Annotated in this window: 17 protein-coding genes; 12 read left to right on the plus strand and 5 right to left on the minus strand. The window is 64.5% G+C overall.

Annotated features, from left to right (window positions below; genetic code table 11):
- Nucleotide 1: 1 nt before the first annotated feature.
- Nucleotides 2–1,045, plus strand: coding sequence for a bifunctional DNA-binding transcriptional regulator/O6-methylguanine-DNA methyltransferase Ada (gene ada / locus WBP07_RS05195; protein ID WP_395395726.1), 1,044 nt, complete (start codon nt 2–4; stop codon nt 1,043–1,045).
- Here ada and WBP07_RS05200 read toward each other — a convergent pair.
- Nucleotides 1,030–3,195 (minus strand): primosomal protein N', encoded by a 2,166-nt coding sequence (locus WBP07_RS05200; protein ID WP_395394670.1) that lies wholly within the window; start codon nt 3,193–3,195, stop codon nt 1,030–1,032. The genes ada and WBP07_RS05200 overlap by 16 nt on opposite strands.
- A 42-nt stretch (nt 3,196–3,237) precedes the next feature.
- Here WBP07_RS05200 and WBP07_RS05205 point away from each other — a divergent pair, with 42 nt between their 5' ends.
- The 5 genes from WBP07_RS05205 (at nt 3,238) to cysS (ending at nt 9,034) form a co-directional block, all read left to right on the plus strand.
- On the plus strand, nt 3,238–3,978 hold the full coding sequence (locus WBP07_RS05205) for a DUF4197 domain-containing protein (RefSeq protein ID WP_395395727.1): 741 nt from the start codon (nt 3,238–3,240) through the stop codon (nt 3,976–3,978).
- A gap of 131 nt (nt 3,979–4,109) precedes the next feature.
- Complete coding sequence (gene fsa, locus WBP07_RS05210; protein ID WP_142633328.1) at nt 4,110–4,760, plus strand: fructose-6-phosphate aldolase; 651 nt, start codon at nt 4,110–4,112, stop codon at nt 4,758–4,760.
- Nucleotides 4,761–4,949: 189 nt separating this feature from the next.
- On the plus strand, nt 4,950–6,764 hold the full coding sequence (cobT, locus tag WBP07_RS05215; RefSeq protein ID WP_395394671.1) for a cobaltochelatase subunit CobT: 1,815 nt from the start codon (nt 4,950–4,952) through the stop codon (nt 6,762–6,764).
- 86 nt (nt 6,765–6,850) lie between these two features.
- Complete coding sequence (locus tag WBP07_RS05220) at nt 6,851–7,513, plus strand: nitroreductase (RefSeq protein WP_395394672.1); 663 nt, start codon at nt 6,851–6,853, stop codon at nt 7,511–7,513.
- A 57-nt stretch (nt 7,514–7,570) separates the two neighbouring features.
- On the plus strand, nt 7,571–9,034 hold the full coding sequence (gene cysS, locus WBP07_RS05225) for a cysteine--tRNA ligase (protein WP_395394673.1): 1,464 nt from the start codon (nt 7,571–7,573) through the stop codon (nt 9,032–9,034).
- A gap of 7 nt (nt 9,035–9,041) precedes the next feature.
- Here cysS and WBP07_RS05230 read toward each other — a convergent pair whose 3' ends face one another.
- Nucleotides 9,042–9,758, minus strand: coding sequence for a TonB-dependent receptor (locus tag WBP07_RS05230; RefSeq protein WP_395394674.1), 717 nt, complete (start codon nt 9,756–9,758; stop codon nt 9,042–9,044).
- 78 nt (nt 9,759–9,836) lie between these two features.
- On the opposite strand from WBP07_RS05230, the gene WBP07_RS05235 reads away from it, so the two are divergent.
- Nucleotides 9,837–10,775: a D-2-hydroxyacid dehydrogenase gene (locus tag WBP07_RS05235; protein WP_395394676.1), complete on the plus strand. Its 939-nt coding sequence runs from the start codon at nt 9,837–9,839 to the stop codon at nt 10,773–10,775.
- Nucleotides 10,776–10,777: 2 nt separating this feature from the next.
- Here WBP07_RS05235 and WBP07_RS05240 read toward each other — a convergent pair whose 3' ends face one another.
- Entirely contained in the window at nt 10,778–11,185 is a 408-nt protein-coding gene (locus WBP07_RS05240) for a hypothetical protein (protein WP_395394677.1), read from the minus strand.
- Nucleotides 11,175–11,363 carry a hypothetical protein gene (locus WBP07_RS05245; protein ID WP_395394678.1) on the minus strand — a complete coding sequence of 63 codons (189 nt, stop codon included), beginning with the start codon at nt 11,361–11,363 and terminating at the stop codon, nt 11,175–11,177. The genes WBP07_RS05240 and WBP07_RS05245 overlap by 11 nt, the downstream gene beginning before the upstream one ends.
- 238 nt (nt 11,364–11,601) lie before the next feature.
- Between WBP07_RS05245 and WBP07_RS05250 the strand changes: the two genes are divergently transcribed.
- Entirely contained in the window at nt 11,602–12,096 is a 495-nt protein-coding gene (locus tag WBP07_RS05250; RefSeq protein WP_395394680.1) for a helix-turn-helix transcriptional regulator, read from the plus strand.
- A gap of 41 nt (nt 12,097–12,137) precedes the next feature.
- Nucleotides 12,138–12,821, plus strand: coding sequence for an MBL fold metallo-hydrolase (locus WBP07_RS05255; RefSeq protein WP_395394682.1), 684 nt, complete (start codon nt 12,138–12,140; stop codon nt 12,819–12,821).
- 70 nt (nt 12,822–12,891) lie between these two features.
- Here the strand turns inward: WBP07_RS05255 and WBP07_RS05260 are convergent, their stop codons facing one another.
- Complete coding sequence (locus WBP07_RS05260) at nt 12,892–13,284, minus strand: MAPEG family protein (protein WP_395394683.1); 393 nt, start codon at nt 13,282–13,284, stop codon at nt 12,892–12,894.
- Nucleotides 13,285–13,459: 175 nt separating this feature from the next.
- On the opposite strand from WBP07_RS05260, the gene rpmF reads away from it, so the two are divergent.
- The 3 genes from rpmF to WBP07_RS05275 are packed head-to-tail and all read left to right on the plus strand — an operon-like array spanning nt 13,460 to nt 15,696.
- Nucleotides 13,460–13,639, plus strand: a complete 180-nt coding sequence (rpmF, locus tag WBP07_RS05265) for a 50S ribosomal protein L32 (RefSeq protein WP_031342399.1) — start codon at nt 13,460–13,462, stop codon at nt 13,637–13,639.
- A 27-nt stretch (nt 13,640–13,666) separates the two neighbouring features.
- Nucleotides 13,667–14,728: a phosphate acyltransferase PlsX gene (gene plsX / locus WBP07_RS05270; RefSeq protein WP_395394684.1), complete on the plus strand. Its 1,062-nt coding sequence runs from the start codon at nt 13,667–13,669 to the stop codon at nt 14,726–14,728.
- Nucleotides 14,728–15,696: a beta-ketoacyl-ACP synthase III gene (locus tag WBP07_RS05275; protein ID WP_395394685.1), complete on the plus strand. Its 969-nt coding sequence runs from the start codon at nt 14,728–14,730 to the stop codon at nt 15,694–15,696. The genes plsX and WBP07_RS05275 overlap by 1 nt, the downstream gene beginning before the upstream one ends.
- Nucleotides 15,697–15,756 lie beyond the last annotated feature (60 nt).

Raw genomic sequence — 15,756 nt, forward strand, 5'->3', positions numbered from 1 at the left:
CATGACCGCCGCTGTGGAGGACGAGCGCGCCTGGCAGGCCGTGCTGGCGCGCGACAAGTCTTTCGACGGGCGCTTTGTAACCGGCGTGCTGTCCACCGGCATCTATTGCCGCCCGTCCTGCTCCGCACGCCATCCCAAGCGTGAGAACGTGCGCTTCTTCCCGGAACCCTGTGAGGCGGAACATGCGGGCTTGCGCGCTTGCATGCGCTGCCGGCCCAATGAAGTCTCACGCGACGAGGAAGCGGTGACCCGCGCACTGGCGATGCTGGATGAGGTGGGCGATACCGCGCCCGGCCTGGCCGAACTGGCGGAGGCAGTCGGCTATAGTTCCACGCATTTCCAGCGGGTGTTCAAGCGCGCGGTCGGGCTCTCTCCGGCCGAATATGCCCGCGCGCGCCGTTTCGACCGCGCTGGAGAGGCTCTGAGCGGCGGTGCGAGCGTGACCGAGGCGATCTACGAAGCCGGCTTCGGTGCTGCCTCCCGCTTCTACGAGGGCAGTGATGAGCGCCTGGGCATGGTTCCCTCGGCTTGGCGCAATGGCGGCGCGGGCGTTGCAATCCACTGGTCGGTCGTGCCGACGACGCTGGGGCCGATGCTGGTCGCCGCTACCGACAAGGGTGTGTGCCGCCTTTCCTTCGATGAGGGGCGCGAGGAACTGGCAGAGCGCTTCCCCAAGGCCGAACTGATCGAAGGCGGAGAGGATTTCGATCGAGTGGCAAGAGATGTGGTCGCTGCCGTCGAACAGCCCGGGCAGTCGCGCGCGATCCCGCTCGATGTGCAGGGCACGGCGTTCCAGCAGGCGGTCTGGCGCGAATTGCAGCGTATTCCCGCCGGCGAGACGCGGACTTACGCGCAGATCGCTGCCGCCGTCGGCAAGCCCGGCGCGGTGCGCGCGACGGGCTCTGCCAATGGCGCGAACAATGTCGCGGTGCTGATCCCGTGCCACCGCGTGATCCGTTCGGACGGATCGATCGGCGGCTATGCCTACGGCGAGGCGATCAAGCGCGAACTGCTACGCCGAGAGGGTGCTCAGACGAAGCTGTAAGGATCGACGTCGATATTCACCCTTACGCCGCGCGGGAATTGCAGCGGTTCCAGCCACTCTCGCAGCACTTTCTGAAGTTCTGCCGAGCGGCGCGCGTTGATCAGCAGGCGGAAGCGATGGCGTCCGCGCAGTAGCGAGAGCGGCGCGGGGGCAGGGCCCAGCACCAGCATGTCGGGCAAGTTGGGTGCAGTGCCGCCGATGGCGCGGGCGGCGGCCTTGGCCTCGGCCTGATCCTCTGACGAGACGATGATCGCCGCCCAGCGGCCGAACGGAGGTGCGTTGGCGTCGCGCCGAGCCTCGATCTCGGCGGCGTAGAAGGCATCGCGATCACCGGCGGCGAGGGCGGCGATTACCGAAGCTTCGGGGTGGCGCGTCTGGATAAGAACTTCGCCAGGCTTCTCCCCGCGCCCGGCACGTCCGGCGACCTGTGCGACCTGCTGGTAGGTCCGCTCCGCGGCGCGCAAGTCCCCACCCTCAAGGCCAAGGTCGGCATCGACCACGCCCACCAGGGTCAGTTCGGGGAAGTGATAGCCCTTGGTGACGAGCTGGGTGCCTACGATCACGTCGATCGCCTTGGCTTCCGCCTTGGCGACGAATTCGTTCATCGCCTCGGTCGTGTTCATAGTGTCCGACGTCACTAGCGCAACGCGCGCTTCGGGCAGGATTTCCGCCACTTCGTCGGCAATCCGCTCAACGCCGGGGCCGCAGGCGACCAGGCAATCGCCGGTGCCGCATTCGGGGCATGCTTCGGGCACCGGCACTTCGTGGCCGCAGTGGTGGCAGGCGAGCCGCTTGGAGAAGCGGTGCTCTACCAGCCAGGCCGTGCAGTTCGGGCACTGGAAGCGGTATCCGCAATGGCGGCATAGCGTTAGCGGCGCATAGCCACGGCGGTTGAGGAACAGCAGCGATTGCTCGCCGCGCTCAAGGCGGGCTTTCATCTCTTCGACAAGGCGGGGCGCCAGCCACTTGCCGCGCTCGGGCGGTTCTGTGCGCAAGTCGACGATCTGGATATCGGGCATTTGCGCGCCGCCGAAGCGGGCGGGAAGGTCGATCTTCCTGTAGACCCCAGCCTCGGCCAGCTGCATCGTTTCCAGCGCGGGGGTCGCACTGGCGAGGATGACGGGAAACGCCTCGAACTTGGCGCGCATCACCGCCACGTCGCGGGCATTGTAGCGCACGCCATCATCCTGCTTGAACGAGATTTCGTGCGCCTCGTCCACCACGATCAGGCCCAGATTCGCGTAAGGCAGGAACAGGGCCGAGCGGGCGCCTACAATGACCTGAGCGTCCCCTAGAACGATCGAGCGCCACGCGCGCCGCCGCTCGCTGGACTTCAGCGACGAGTGCCAGAGGATCGGCGTCACCCCGAAGCGATGTTCGAAGCGGCGCAGGAAGTTTTCGGTCAGCGCGATCTCGGGCAGCAGCACGAGAACCTGCCGATTGAGCCGCAGCGCTTCGGCCACGGCTTCGAAGTAGGTTTCGGTCTTGCCCGACCCGGTGACGCCGTCGAGCAGGAAGGGCGCGAATTTGTGCGTCTTCACCGCTTCCACGAAAACGTCCGCCGCTGCCTGTTGGCCTTCGGATAGTTCCGGCACCGCGAATTCCGGATTCGCGCGGGGGTAGGGGCGGTCGAGGTCGACCACCACTGGCTCCAGCAGTCCGGCGCCGACCATGCCGCGCAGCACGCCTTCGGAGACAGAGGCGAGTTCCGCCAGTTCCTTGATCGAGGCCTGCTCGCCCTGCAGCGCGTCCAATGCGGCCGCGCGCTGCGGAGTGAGGCGGGCGGGTTCCTCGCCCGTCAGCCGGTATTCGGTGGTCGTTCCGCCGCCGCGCAGAGCTGCCATCGATCCCAGCGACATTCGCGCTACCGAGGAAAGCGAGGCGCAGTAATAGTCCGCCGTCCACTCGATCAGCCGTCGCAGCCGCACGGGGATAGGGGGCACGGGGAGCACTTCCAGAATCGGTCTGAGTTTGCTTTCAGGCACTTCTTGCGCGCTCAGGCGTTCCGCCTCCCACACGATCCCCAAAACCTGACGGGGGCCGAGCGGCGCGATCACCACGGATCCGTATTCGACCACGGCGCCTTCGGGCACGCGGTAGTCGAGCACGCCCAGCGCGGCATTGAAGACAAGGATTCGAATGCGTTTCATCTGAAATGCATATAGGCATCGAGGTAAGGGCACGTGAAGGAGATGATGATGGTGAATTGGGGATCGCCTGAATCGGTCGGGCAGCAGGACGAGTTTGTGATGGCCCGCCGCACGGTGCTGGGTGGGTTGCTGACGGTAGGCGCGCTGGTGCTTTCCGGCTGCGCGACCACCGGCCTGGGCGGTGCGCTTTCGGGCGGCAGCGCCGCCGACGCGGAGCCTGTGCGCCGCCTGATGCGCTTTTCTTCGGAGCGCGCGTTCACCTGGCTGGTGCAGCCCGACGGTTTCTGGACCAGCCCGGTCGCGCGCATTCCGCTGCCGGTTCTGTTTACCCGCACCGGGTCGACCACGACCCGCAAGCTGCGCGACAAGAATTTCCAGATGCAGCTTCAGCACCAGTTGAACACCATCGCCGGACAGAGCGCCGGTGCAGCCGCGCCGCTGGTGACGCAGGCGACGAAGCAGGTTGCCATCCATGACCCTGCCGAAGTGCTGCGTGGGGGCAGGACAGCCGCAACCACGCTGCTGCGCAAGTCGATGGGCCCGGCGTTGGTCAATGCGATGATGCCGCAGATCGAAGCGGCGATGAAGCAGACCACCGATCCCACGCTGTCCGAGGCCATCTCCTCGCTGAAGGGGGTTACCGTTACCGATGCCGCGCACGCGCTGGCCTTGGAAGCGGACAATTCGATCTGGTACGAGATCGGCTCCGCCGAAGCGTCGATCCGTCAGGATCCCAGCCAGACCAACGACGCGGGGCTGATTGCGGCACTGAAGCGCGCGTAACCGTTTCGCCAAACTTAGGCGGGTGTTCAGACAAGGCGCGCTTGCCTATAGGGGGCGCCAGAATCGCTAAAGGTTCATCACCCCTGGGGCGGCGCGCTTCGGGGGAGATGGTCATTACAGGAACCCCCGCCATGAAGTTCTTCGTCGACACTGCCGACACCGCCGAAATCGCTGAGCTTGCCGCCACCGGCCTGCTCGACGGCGTGACCACCAACCCCTCGCTGATCGCCAAGTCCGGCCGTGACTTCATCGAAGTTACCAAGGAAATCTGCGGCCTTACCGATGGTCCGGTCAGCGCCGAAGTCGTCGCGCTCGACCACGCCGGCATGATGCGTGAGGCCGAAATCCTCCGCAAGATCGCCGACAACGTCTGCATCAAGGTGCCGCTGACCTTTGACGGCCTGAAGACCTGCAAGGCGCTCACCAGCGACGGCACCATGGTCAACGTCACGCTGTGCTTCTCGGCCAACCAGGCGCTGCTCGCCGCCAAGGCCGGCGCTTCGTTCATCTCGCCCTTCGTCGGCCGCCATGACGACAACGGCTTCGATGGCATGGACCTGATCCGCGACATCCGCCTGATCTACGACAACTACGCGTTCGAGACCGAGATCCTCGCCGCCTCGATCCGCCACCCCGTCCACGTGCTGGAATGCGCGCGCATCGGCGCCGACGTTGCGACGATGCCGCCGGCGGTTATCAAGAACCTTGTGAAGCACGTGCTGACCGACAAGGGCATCGAAGGCTTCATGGCCGACTGGGCCAAGACCGGCCAGTCGCTCTGAGTTTAAGTTAAGGCTCACCCCCAATCCCTCCCGCCTGCGGGAGGGGAGTTTCAGCGCAAGGCTTAGGCTAGTCGCAGCGGGGTGGGCCAACACAAGACCAGAAAATCAAACGCCGGAGGCGCATCGCGCCTCCGGCGTTTTGCATTGCAGCGTCTTGCGCGCGCGCGGCTATGTCGCCATTGAGCGATCATGTCCGATGAAACACCTGTCGACCGCTTCAAGCTTGCGCTGACCGGCGCTTCGCGCGCCATCGCCCACGATGCCGAAGTAGAGGTCAACTGGACGGCGGACGCCCCCAGTGCCAGCGGCGGGACGTTCCGCCTGCCGATGCCGGGCCGCTCCGTGCCCCGCGCCGCCGCCATGCAGGCGCGCGGCTATGCCGACAGCTTTGCGCTGAAACTGCGCCATCACAACGAAGCGTTGCACCGGCGCAATGCCCCGTCCGAACCCTCAGCCCGCGCGTGCTATGACGCGGTGGAGGCCGTGCGTTACGAAGCCTTGGGCGCCAATGCCTATGCCGGCATGCGCGACAATCTGGATGCTTCGCTGGAAGCTCGCATCGCCAGCGATCCGATCTCCCGCGCCGATGCGCCGGACAAAGTGCCGGTGCCGACCGCGCTGGCGCTTCTGCTGCGAGAACGGCTGACCGGCCAGCCCGTACCCGATGCCGCGCACGAAGGCGTGCAGATGGTGCGCCGCTGGATCGAATCGAAGGCGGGCGACGATTTCGACGCGCTCGCGGGTCTGCTGGAGGACCAGAAGGCCTTCCAGAAGCTCTCGCTCGACATGCTCGCGCACCTTGAGATGACGCAGGCCGACGAAGTCGACCTGCCGCCCGAAGACGCCGACGAGATGGACGGCGACGAGCAGACCGAGGAAGACGAAACCGGCGACGAAAGCGGGCGCGAGGAACAGCCCGCCGAAGCTGCCGCCGAACCTTCCAAGGGCGAAGATGAGGGCGAAAGCGAAGCCGAGGGCGAAACCTCCGACGACATGGACGAAGGCCAGGAAGGCGAAGATGGCGAGGAGGGCATGTTGCCCGTTCGCCCGAACCGCCCGTGGACCGATATTCCCGACAGCTTCGACTACAAGGTCTTCACCGAGGCGTTCGACGAAGTGGTGGGCGCGGCGGACCTTTGCGACGAGGAAGAACTGACCCGCCTGCGCGCCTATCTCGACGCGCAGCTGAAGGGGCTTCAGGGCGTGGTGACGCGCCTTGCCAACCGCCTCCAGCGCCGCCTGATGGCGCAGCAGAACCGTTCGTGGGACTTCGATCAGGAAGAGGGCATGCTCGATGCCGCGCGGCTTGCCCGCGTGGTCGTCTCGCCCGGGCAATCGCTGTCCTACAAGATCGAACGCGACGTGGAGTTCAAGGACACCGTCGTCACGCTGCTGCTCGATAATTCGGGCTCCATGCGCGGGCGGCCGATTTCGATCGCGGCGATCAGTGCGGACGTGCTGGCGCGCACGCTGGAGCGCTGCGGCGTGAAGGTGGAAATCCTCGGCTTCACCACCCGTGCGTGGAAGGGCGGGCAGAGCCGTGAGGCATGGCTGGCCAATGGCCGTCCTGCCCACCCAGGCCGCCTCAACGATCTGCGCCACATCGTCTACAAGAAGGCGGATGAGCCCTGGCGCCGCGCGCGCAAGAACCTTGGCCTGATGATGCGCGAGGGGCTGCTGAAGGAGAACATCGACGGGGAGGCGCTGCTCTGGGCGCACAACCGCATGCTCGCCCGGCAGGAAGATCGCCGCATCCTGATGGTGATTTCCGACGGTGCGCCGGTGGACGATTCGACGCTGTCGGTGAACTCCGCCGGTTACCTTGAGGCGCACTTGCGCCGCGTGATCGAATGGATCGAGGCCAAGAGCCCGGTCCAGCTGGTGGCCATCGGCATCGGTCACGACGTGACGCGCTACTACCGTCGCGCCGTGACGATCATGGATGCCGAACAGCTTGGCGGCACGATGATCGAGCAGCTTGCGGGGCTTTTCGAGGAAGAGTGATTTTTCTACCGGTCGGTATTGAATATATGCCGACCGGCCCCAAGTTCGGCGCCGGGTTGCAAACCATCGCCAACGAAGGGAATTTCATGAACGTCACCGACGCCGTCCTCAGCCGCCGCTCGATCCGCGCATTCAGCGAAGAGCCGGTGAGCCTCGACGTCCTGCGCCGCGTGCTCGACAAGGCACGCATGGCGCCTTCGGGCTGCAACTTTCAGCCCTGGGAAGCGACGGTGCTGACCGGCGAACCGCTCAAGACCCTTCAGGACAAGATGCTGGCCAGCCAGCCGCAGGACCCGGAGGAATACAACTGGTCCGCACCGATGCAGTCGCCCCGCCACGCCGGCCGCTTGCAGGAACTGGGCGGCTTCATGTACGGCGCGATGGGCATCGCCCGTGATGACAGTGAAGGCCGCAAGGCGTTCATGCACCAGAACGTCACCTCGTTCGGCGCGCCGGCGCTGCTGGTCTGCTATTTCGAGCGCTTCATGGGTTCGCCGCAATGGTCGGACGTGGGCATGTGGCTGCAGACGATCATGCTGTTGCTGCGCGAGGAAGGGCTGGATTCCTGCCCGCAGGAATGGATGGGCCTCTACGCCCGGCTCATCAAGGACCACATCGGCGTGTCGGATGAGACGCACCTGCTGTTCTGCGGCCTTTCCATCGGCAAGCGCCTGGATGTGCCGGTAAACCAGTTCGACCGCCCGCGCGTGGCGCTGGATGAGCAGGTAAAGTTCCTCGGTTTCGAGTGAGTCTAAATGCCGGGCGTGGCTTGACTGCGCCCGGCTCCTGCCTAATTGCCCTGCGTCATGACCGAACCCAAGCCTCTGAAGCTGTTCAACAGCCTGACCCGCCAGCTGGAGCCGTTCCAGCCCGTCCACGCCGGTGAGGCGCGGGTCTATACGTGCGGGCCGACGGTCTACAACTACCCCCACATCGGCAACATGCGCGCCTATGTCTTTGCAGACATTCTGGGGCGGACGCTCAGCCATGCGGGCTATAAGCTCACCCACGTCATCAACATCACCGATGTCGGTCATCTGACCGACGACGCCGATGCCGGCGAGGACAAGATGGAGAAGATGGCACGCCAACAGGCGCAGTCCATCTGGGACATCGCCGCGCATTACACGCAGGCCTATTGGGCGGACATCAAGGCGCTGAACATCCGTCAGCCGGCCAAGTGGTCGATCGCGACGGATTACGTGCCGCAGATGATCGAATTCGCCGAGAAGATCGCACCAAACCACTGCTACGAACTGGAAAGCGGCCTCTACTTCGACGTTTCCACCGTCTCCGACTACGGCCGCCTCGCGCGTGCCGTGACCGATGAGGGGGAGGGGCGCATCGAAGCGGTCGAGGGTAAGCGCAACGCCGCCGACTTTGCGATCTGGCGCAAGACGCCTGCGGGCGAGACGCGGCAGATGGAATGGGATTCGCCGTGGGGCAAAGGTGCTCCGGGTTGGCATCTCGAATGCTCGGTCATGTCCGGCGACCTGCTGGGCTTCCCGTTCGACATCCACACCGGCGGCATCGACCACCGCGAGATCCACCACCCGAACGAGATCGCGCAGAACCAGGCGTTCTGCTGCAAGCCCGAAGACGCTTGCGGCCTCGACGTGCCCGCAAATTCGGGCGCCAACGTGTGGATGCACAACAATTTCCTCGTCGAGCGTTCGGGCAAGATGAGCAAGTCGTCGGGCGAGTTCCTGCGGCTGCAACTGCTGATCGACAAGGGCTACCACCCGCTCGGCTACCGCATGATGTGCCTTCAGGCGCATTACCGGTCTGAGCTTGAATTCTCGTGGGAAGGCCTCGCCGCCGCGCTCGTGCGCCTGAAGCGCATGATCATGGTGGTCGAGCGTCTGGCCGATGTGGAGGCCGGCGAACCGAACCACCCCAAACTCGCGCCGATGATCGAGGCTTTCGAGAAGGCGATCGGCGATGACCTGAACACCGCCGTCGCGCTGACGGCGCTGGAGGACGTGCTGGCGGCCAAGAAGGTCGACCCCTCTGCCAAGCGCGCGGTAGTGGAGCGGATGGATTCGGTGCTGGGCCTCGACCTATTCGGCACCGGTCGTGCCGACTTGCGCATTCGCCCGAAGACTGCCGAGATCACCGAGGCGGAGATCGAAGACGTGCTCGCCCGCCGCAAGGCCGCACGTGCGGAGAAGGACTTCGCCACCTCGGACGCGCTGCGCGACGAACTCGCCGTACAGGGTGTGGAGGCGATGGACGGCGATCCGCTCGGCTGGGAATGGAAGCTGGGCTGAGCGAGGCTCAGCGCGCCGGAACGACCGTCAGCTTGTAGGGCATGTAGAGCAGGACTTCGGACAGCCCGGAGCGCGCCCATTCGACCGGCGCGTTCAGGCCTTCGATTTCCACGCCGTATCCCGTGCCAAGGCGCGCAGCCATCGCCTTCGCGTCAGCGGCGATGGCGTCCGCGATCTGGCCACGATATTGGTCCGGCGCGACGACCGACAGTGTCAGATCGTCGGTCTCGGTCATCAGTGCGCGCCCGACCGGCTTCACCGATTTGACGAACGAGGTGATTGCCGCTTGCGCCGATTGGGCGTCCATCGATCCGGTCAGCGGAACTTTGACGAGGAACTTGGTGCGCTGACTGTCGGGTCGCGAATCGTTGTTTAGCGAAAGCTGCCGGTAGTTTTGCGGGGTAAGGGGCTGGAGCGTGCGCTCGCCATAGGCCAGTTGCACGCCCGCGTGCGGCGCGGCGGCTATGGCGCCGCGGATCATGTCGTAGATTTCGCCTTCGCGCTGCGCCTTGTCGCGGCTGTCTCCCGAAACGGTGACTTCCACCACGGCGAAATCGGCCTTTCGGCGCAGCCCCACGGCGGGCATCGTGGCGGAATAGTCGTCCGCGTCGCGGCGCATGGCGGTAACGACCACTTCTTGCGCGCCTTCGTCCTGCGCTATTGCGCCAAGCGGGACCATCGACCCCAGAAACGCAATCGCACAGGCCCATTCACGTCTTGCCATGTTCGTTCCCCCTGCCAAGCTCGGCTTTCGCCGATCCCTATCCCGTTCAAGATGTTACGCCGCGCCGGAGACTGTCAAATGACGATTGCCCTTATCAACGCCCAGTCGCGCGCCTTGCTGGAAGGCAAGCTGCCCGAAGGCGTGACACCGCTCTGGTGGGATGGCGAGGACGATCTGCTCGCCAAGGCGCCACAGGCCGATGTCGCGTGGCTGGATCCGGTGCGTCCTCCGCTGGCGGCAGAGGCGATCGGGCGGATGGAGAAGCTGCGCTGGTACACGGCGATGTCATCGGGCGTGGATTGGCTGCCGCTCGATCAGTTCCGCGATCGCGGGATCACACTCACCAATGGCGCGGGCATTCACGCGCAGAGCGTCGCCGAATATGCGGTGATGGGCATGCTGACCACGGCCAAGGGCTGGAGGCAGGTCGTGCGTGCGCAGGATCGGCACGAATGGCTGGCCGAGCCGCCGGGCAAGGCGGAACTGCTCGATTCGAAAGTGCTCGTGGTGGGCGCGGGTGAGATCGGCGGGCGCATTGCGGAGATCCTGCGCGTGTTCGGTGCGGACGTTACTGTCGCGCGTCGCCGCGCAGGACAAGGTGAACTGGGTCCGGACGAGTGGCGCGGCGCGCTGGGGCGGTTCGACTGGGTGATCCTGATCGTTCCCTCCACACCGGAAACGCATCGCATGTTCGGCGCGGCGGAGCTGGCGGCCATGAAGCCGGGATCAGTCTTGCTGAATTTCGCGCGCGGCACCGTGATCGATCAGGATGCATTGCTGGCCGCTATCGATTCGGGTCATCTGGGCGGCGCGTTCCTGGATGTGACCGATCCTGAACCGCTGCCGGCGGACCACTCCCTCTGGTCGCGCGAGAACGTCCATATCTCGATGCATTTGTCCGGCCGGGCGCAGGATGCGCTGTTTCAGCGGGGGGCGGCGCGGTTTCTCGCTAATCTGGGCCGATTCGTGCGCGACGAACCGCTCGCGCACGTGGTCGACCTCTCCCAGGGTTACTGAGTTCAGCTTTCGTCGAGTAGTAACAGTTCGACATCGACGATCATGCGCGGCGGCGGTCCGGCTTCATGGCTGGCCGCCGCGATCGTGGCATCGGCGACCAATTGGCCGGGCACCGTGAATTCGTGATCGGGCAGGGCGGCGATCAGCACCTCGGCCGCGTCGATCGCGGGCTGACCGCTGAATTCCAGTGCAATCGTGTGGCGCGATCCTGAGAAAGTGGCGCTGCACCATGGTCTTTCGGCGTGGTGCCGGAATTCGGCGTGCGGCCCCGCCAGTGTGAGAACTTCGGATAGCAGCGCCAGCCAGGGGCCGCGGGCGCGTTTTTCGGTGCCGCAGGCGCGATGTATCGCGGCCCGCGTCGCATTAACGGTGATATCGGGCAGGGCCGTATCGGCAGATTCAGAGCGCATGGCCGGTCTCCAGATAAGTGGCCATGAAGGTTTCGACGCGCGCGGTCGTTCTTTCGCGTGGCACGCGGCCGTTGCGCAGGTCTCCCACGAAGCGCGGATCGTGCGCTGCGAGTCGGCCGAACTTGGTGCAGGGCATGTGCGTGATTCTCAGGAAGTTTTCGATCTGGCGCAGGAGCATTTTCAGGGTGTCCTCCCATCGGGGTTGTGACTCGTGTTCCCTAAATGTTCCAACTGAAATCCTACTTGTCTAGGAAATTTCCTTCACCTAAGATTACATTGTGGAAAGCACCGATCCCCGCGCCCGCCTGCTGGAACTCGCCGATGGGCGGGGAGTAAGCTTGTCCGCCTTGTCCCGCATGATTGGGAAGAATGCGAGCTATCTTCAACAATTCATTAAGAAAGGCAGTCCGCGCAAATTGGAGGAAGCGGATCGCGGCACTTTGGCCCGCTTCTTCGGGGTGGATGAGATGGAGCTTGGCAAGGCGAAGGAAAAATCTCTCGATGAACCGAGCTGGATGGATGTTCCCCGTCTGGCCGTGGGTGCGTCGGCCGGCCCGGGTGCCCATGCCGATGCCGAGGAAGTTTTTGGAACGCTGCGATTCTCTGCCCGCTGGCTGCGATCGATGGGGCTGCGGCCGGACATGCTTTCGGCAATCACTGTCTCTGGCGATTCGATGGAGCCGACTCTGCGGCACGGTGACGAGATTCTGGTCGACCGTAACTGGCAGCCGCTGCGCGATGGCATCCATGTGGTGCGGCTGGACGATGCCGTGTTGGTCAAACGGCTTGGCATGCAGGGAGCAGGGCGGATCGTGCTGCTCAGCGACAATCCCGCCTATCGCCCGATCGAGTGCGGGCTCGACGAAGTGACCGTGGTTGGGCGTGTCGTGTGGAAGGGCGGGCGAATCTAGAGGCGTTGCATTCGGTCCGGCTTGCCGCCATTTCCGCAGGCATGACCGAGAACGCCGACGACCGCCCGATGCGCGTGGGGATCATTCCCGTCACGCCGCTCCAGCAGAACTGCTCCTTGATCTGGTGCACCAAGACGATGCGCGGGGCCTTCGTGGACCCGGGCGGCGATCTGCCCAAGCTGCGGCAGGCGCTGGAGAAGACCGGCGTGACGCTGGAAAAGATCCTCGTCACCCACGGGCACCTCGATCACTGCGGCATGGCCGGCGTTTTTGCCAAGGAAATGGGCGTGCCGATCGAGGGGCCGCAGGAGGAAGACCGCTTCTGGATCGCCAAGCTCAACGACGATGGGCCGCGCTGGAACATGGAAGCGCACACGTTCGAGCCCGACCGCTGGCTGGAACATGGTGACAAGGTGACGGTGGGCGAGCTTGAGCTGGATGTCGTGCATTGCCCCGGGCACACGCCGGGCCACGTGATCTTCCACCATGCCCCCAGCAAGTTCGCCATGGTGGGCGACGTGCTGTTCCAGGGCGGTATCGGTCGCTGGGATTTCCCGCGCGGCAACCTGGAGGATCTGGTGAACTCGATCACGCAGGGGCTCTGGCCGCTGGGTGACGATGTGACGTTCGTGCCCGGCCACGGCCCGATCAGCACCTTCGGCGACGAGCGCCGGACCAATCCCTTCGTAAGCGATGCTGCCTTGGAGCGCGGGCTACCGGCCTGATCCGGCTATCTATATAGAGTGGCTATATAGAAGTGGCTTCCGGCCCGAGCGTGACTCGGGCCGGACATGCTCAGAATCGGCCGAGTGCAATCAGCACGGCCACGATCGCGAGGCCCAGCAGGGTCAGCGCGGTGATAATCGTCCCGATCATGCGCAGGACGTGCGGCTTGTCCGAATCCATCCCGAAAGCGTGAAGCACGCGGCCCAGCATGAAGATCGACCCGACGATGGCCAGCCATGCGCCTGCCTTGGCCGTCATTTCGATGGCGGCGATAAGGATCAGCACGAAAGGCGTGCTTTCCACGAAATTGAGCTGTGCGCGCATGCGGCGGCCCAGCAGGACGTTGCCGCCATCGCCGTGAAGCACCTTTTCCCGGGTGCGCACCTGGCCGATCCGGACTATGTGCCAAAAGGTGATGACGGCGGCAGTGGCCGCCAGGCACAGTGTCGTCTGAAGAATCATGCGGGGTTTCTCTCCGTTCCCAGGATCTTGAACTGTTCGCGTTCATGCGTCGGGTCGGAACGGGTTGCAACTCACGAGAAATCGGTTATAGGCGCGCCTTCGCAAGCCGCCGGTCCGGTAATGACGGTCTCGGCGGCATTTTTGACATTCATTTATTCCAGGAACAGGTGCCGAAATGGCTGTCCCTAAGAGAAAGACCACCCCTTCCCGCCGTGGCATGCGCCGCAGCCATGACGCGCTGAAGGTCGAGGCTTTCCACGAGTGCCCGAACTGTGGTGAACTCAAGCGCCCGCACAACCTCTGCAACGCTTGCGGCCATTACAATGGTCGTGAAATCGTCGCGGTCGAAGTCTAAGACCACGAACGAGTCTCGGAGAGTGCCATGAGTCTGCCGCGTATCGCGATCGATGCGATGGGCGGCGACGAGGGCGTGCGCGTCATGATTGAAGGCGCTGCGCTCGCGCGCCGTCGTCATGAACGTTTCAAGTTCCTGTTGGTGGGGGATGAAGCGCGGATCAAAACCGCGCTGGAAAATCATCCCAACCTCAGGGCCAGCTCCGAGATCCTCCATACGGAGGGCGTTATCAGTGGCGAGGATAAGCCCAGCCAGGCCTTGCGCCGGGCCAAGGGCACCTCGATGGGACGCGCTATCGAGGCGGTGAAGGCAGGTGATGCCGGTGCCGCCGTCAGTGCCGGGAATACCGGCGCTTTGATGGCGATTTCCAAGCTTACGCTACGCACGATGCCCGGCATCGATCGGCCTGCCTTGGCCGCTCTGCTGCCGACGCTGGAAGATCATGACCTTGTCATGCTCGACCTCGGCGCTAATGCCGAGTGCGATGCGCGCAACCTTGTGCAGTTCGCGATCATGGGCGCTGCCTATGCCCGCGTCGCTACGGGTCGCGAGCAGCCGCGCGTGCGTCTGCTGAATATCGGCACCGAAGAAACCAAGGGCACCGAAATGCTGCGCGATGCGGCATCGATGCTCAAGGCGTCCGCTGCCGATCTGTCGATTTCATTCGACGGTTTCACCGAGGCCGACAAGCTTGGGCGCGGCGACATGGATGTCGTCGTGACCGACGGGTTCTCGGGCAATGTTGCGTTGAAAGCGGTAGAAGGCACGGCACGTTTCGTGGCCGACCTGCTGCGGCGCGGCTTTTCCAGTTCGCTGCGTTCGAAGATCGGATTCCTGATCTCGAAGCCGGCTACCGAGCTGCTGAAGCACCATCTCGATCCCAATAATCATAATGGCGCGGTTTTCCTGGGTCTCAACGGCATTGTCGTGAAAAGCCATGGCGGTGCCAATGCCGCCGGCGTCGCGAATGCCGTGGCGGTTACCGCGCGGCTCCTGGAGGAAAACGTGACCGAGCGGATCTCCGCCGACCTTGCCCGCATGGGCGGCACTTCCCTGCGCAAGCCGCGGGTCCAGGAAGAGAGCGCCTGATGCGCCGTTCGGTCATCGTCGGCACGGGCTCGGCCCTGCCGCGCCGCGCGGTCAGCAACGCAGAACTGGCGGAACAGGTAGATACGAGCGACGAGTGGATCGTCGAACGTACCGGGATTTCCAACCGTCACATCGCTGCCGAAGACGAAACCACGTCCAGCCTTGCTACCGATGCCGCCCGCAAGGCGATCGAGGCGGCCGGGATCGAGGCGTCTTCGATCGACCTGATCGTTCTGGCCACCGCGACTCCGGATCAGACGTTTCCGGCCACCGCGACTCTGGTCCAGGCGAACCTTGGCTGCCGCGGCGGCATCGCCTTCGACGTGGCGGCGGTTTGCTCGGGCTTTCTTTATGCCTTGGGCGTGGCCGATTCGATGCTGCGTTCGGGGATGGCCAAGCGCGCGCTGGTGATCGGGTCTGAAACCTTCAGCCGTATTCTCGACTGGGAAGACCGCACGACTTGCGTGCTCTTCGGCGATGGCGCTGGCGCGGTCGTGCTGGAAGCGCAGGAGCAGGAAGACGGCGCGGAGCGCGGTATTCTCGCCACGCGGCTTCATGCCGATGGTGCGCACAATCAGCTGCTCTATGTCGATGGCGGTCCTTCGACCACCGGCACCGTGGGCAAGCTGCGCATGAAGGGCCGCGAAGTATTCCGCCACGCCGTGGTCAATCTGGCCGAAGTGCTGGAGGAAGTGCTGGCGGAAACCGGACATTCCTCGCAGGATATCGACTGGCTGGTGCCGCACCAGGCCAATGCCCGCATCCTTGACGCGACGGCGAAGAAGCTGAACATGCCGGCGGAAAAGGTCGTGAAAACAGTAGGTCAGCACGCCAACACGTCGGCCGCCTCGGTGCCGCTGGCGCTGGATCAGGCGGTGCGCGACGGGCGAATCAAGCGGGGCGATCTGGTCGTGCTGGAAGCGATGGGTGGCGGCTTTACCTGGGGGGCGAGCCTCGTTCGCATGTAAAATCGCGCGCGACTTGCCACTCTCTTAGTGATTACCGCCTCGAGCATTGCTTTTCCCTCA

It is taken from the genome of Novosphingobium oxfordense, from assembly GCF_044029435.1.
In the GTDB taxonomy this organism is placed as follows: domain Bacteria; phylum Pseudomonadota; class Alphaproteobacteria; order Sphingomonadales; family Sphingomonadaceae; genus Novosphingobium.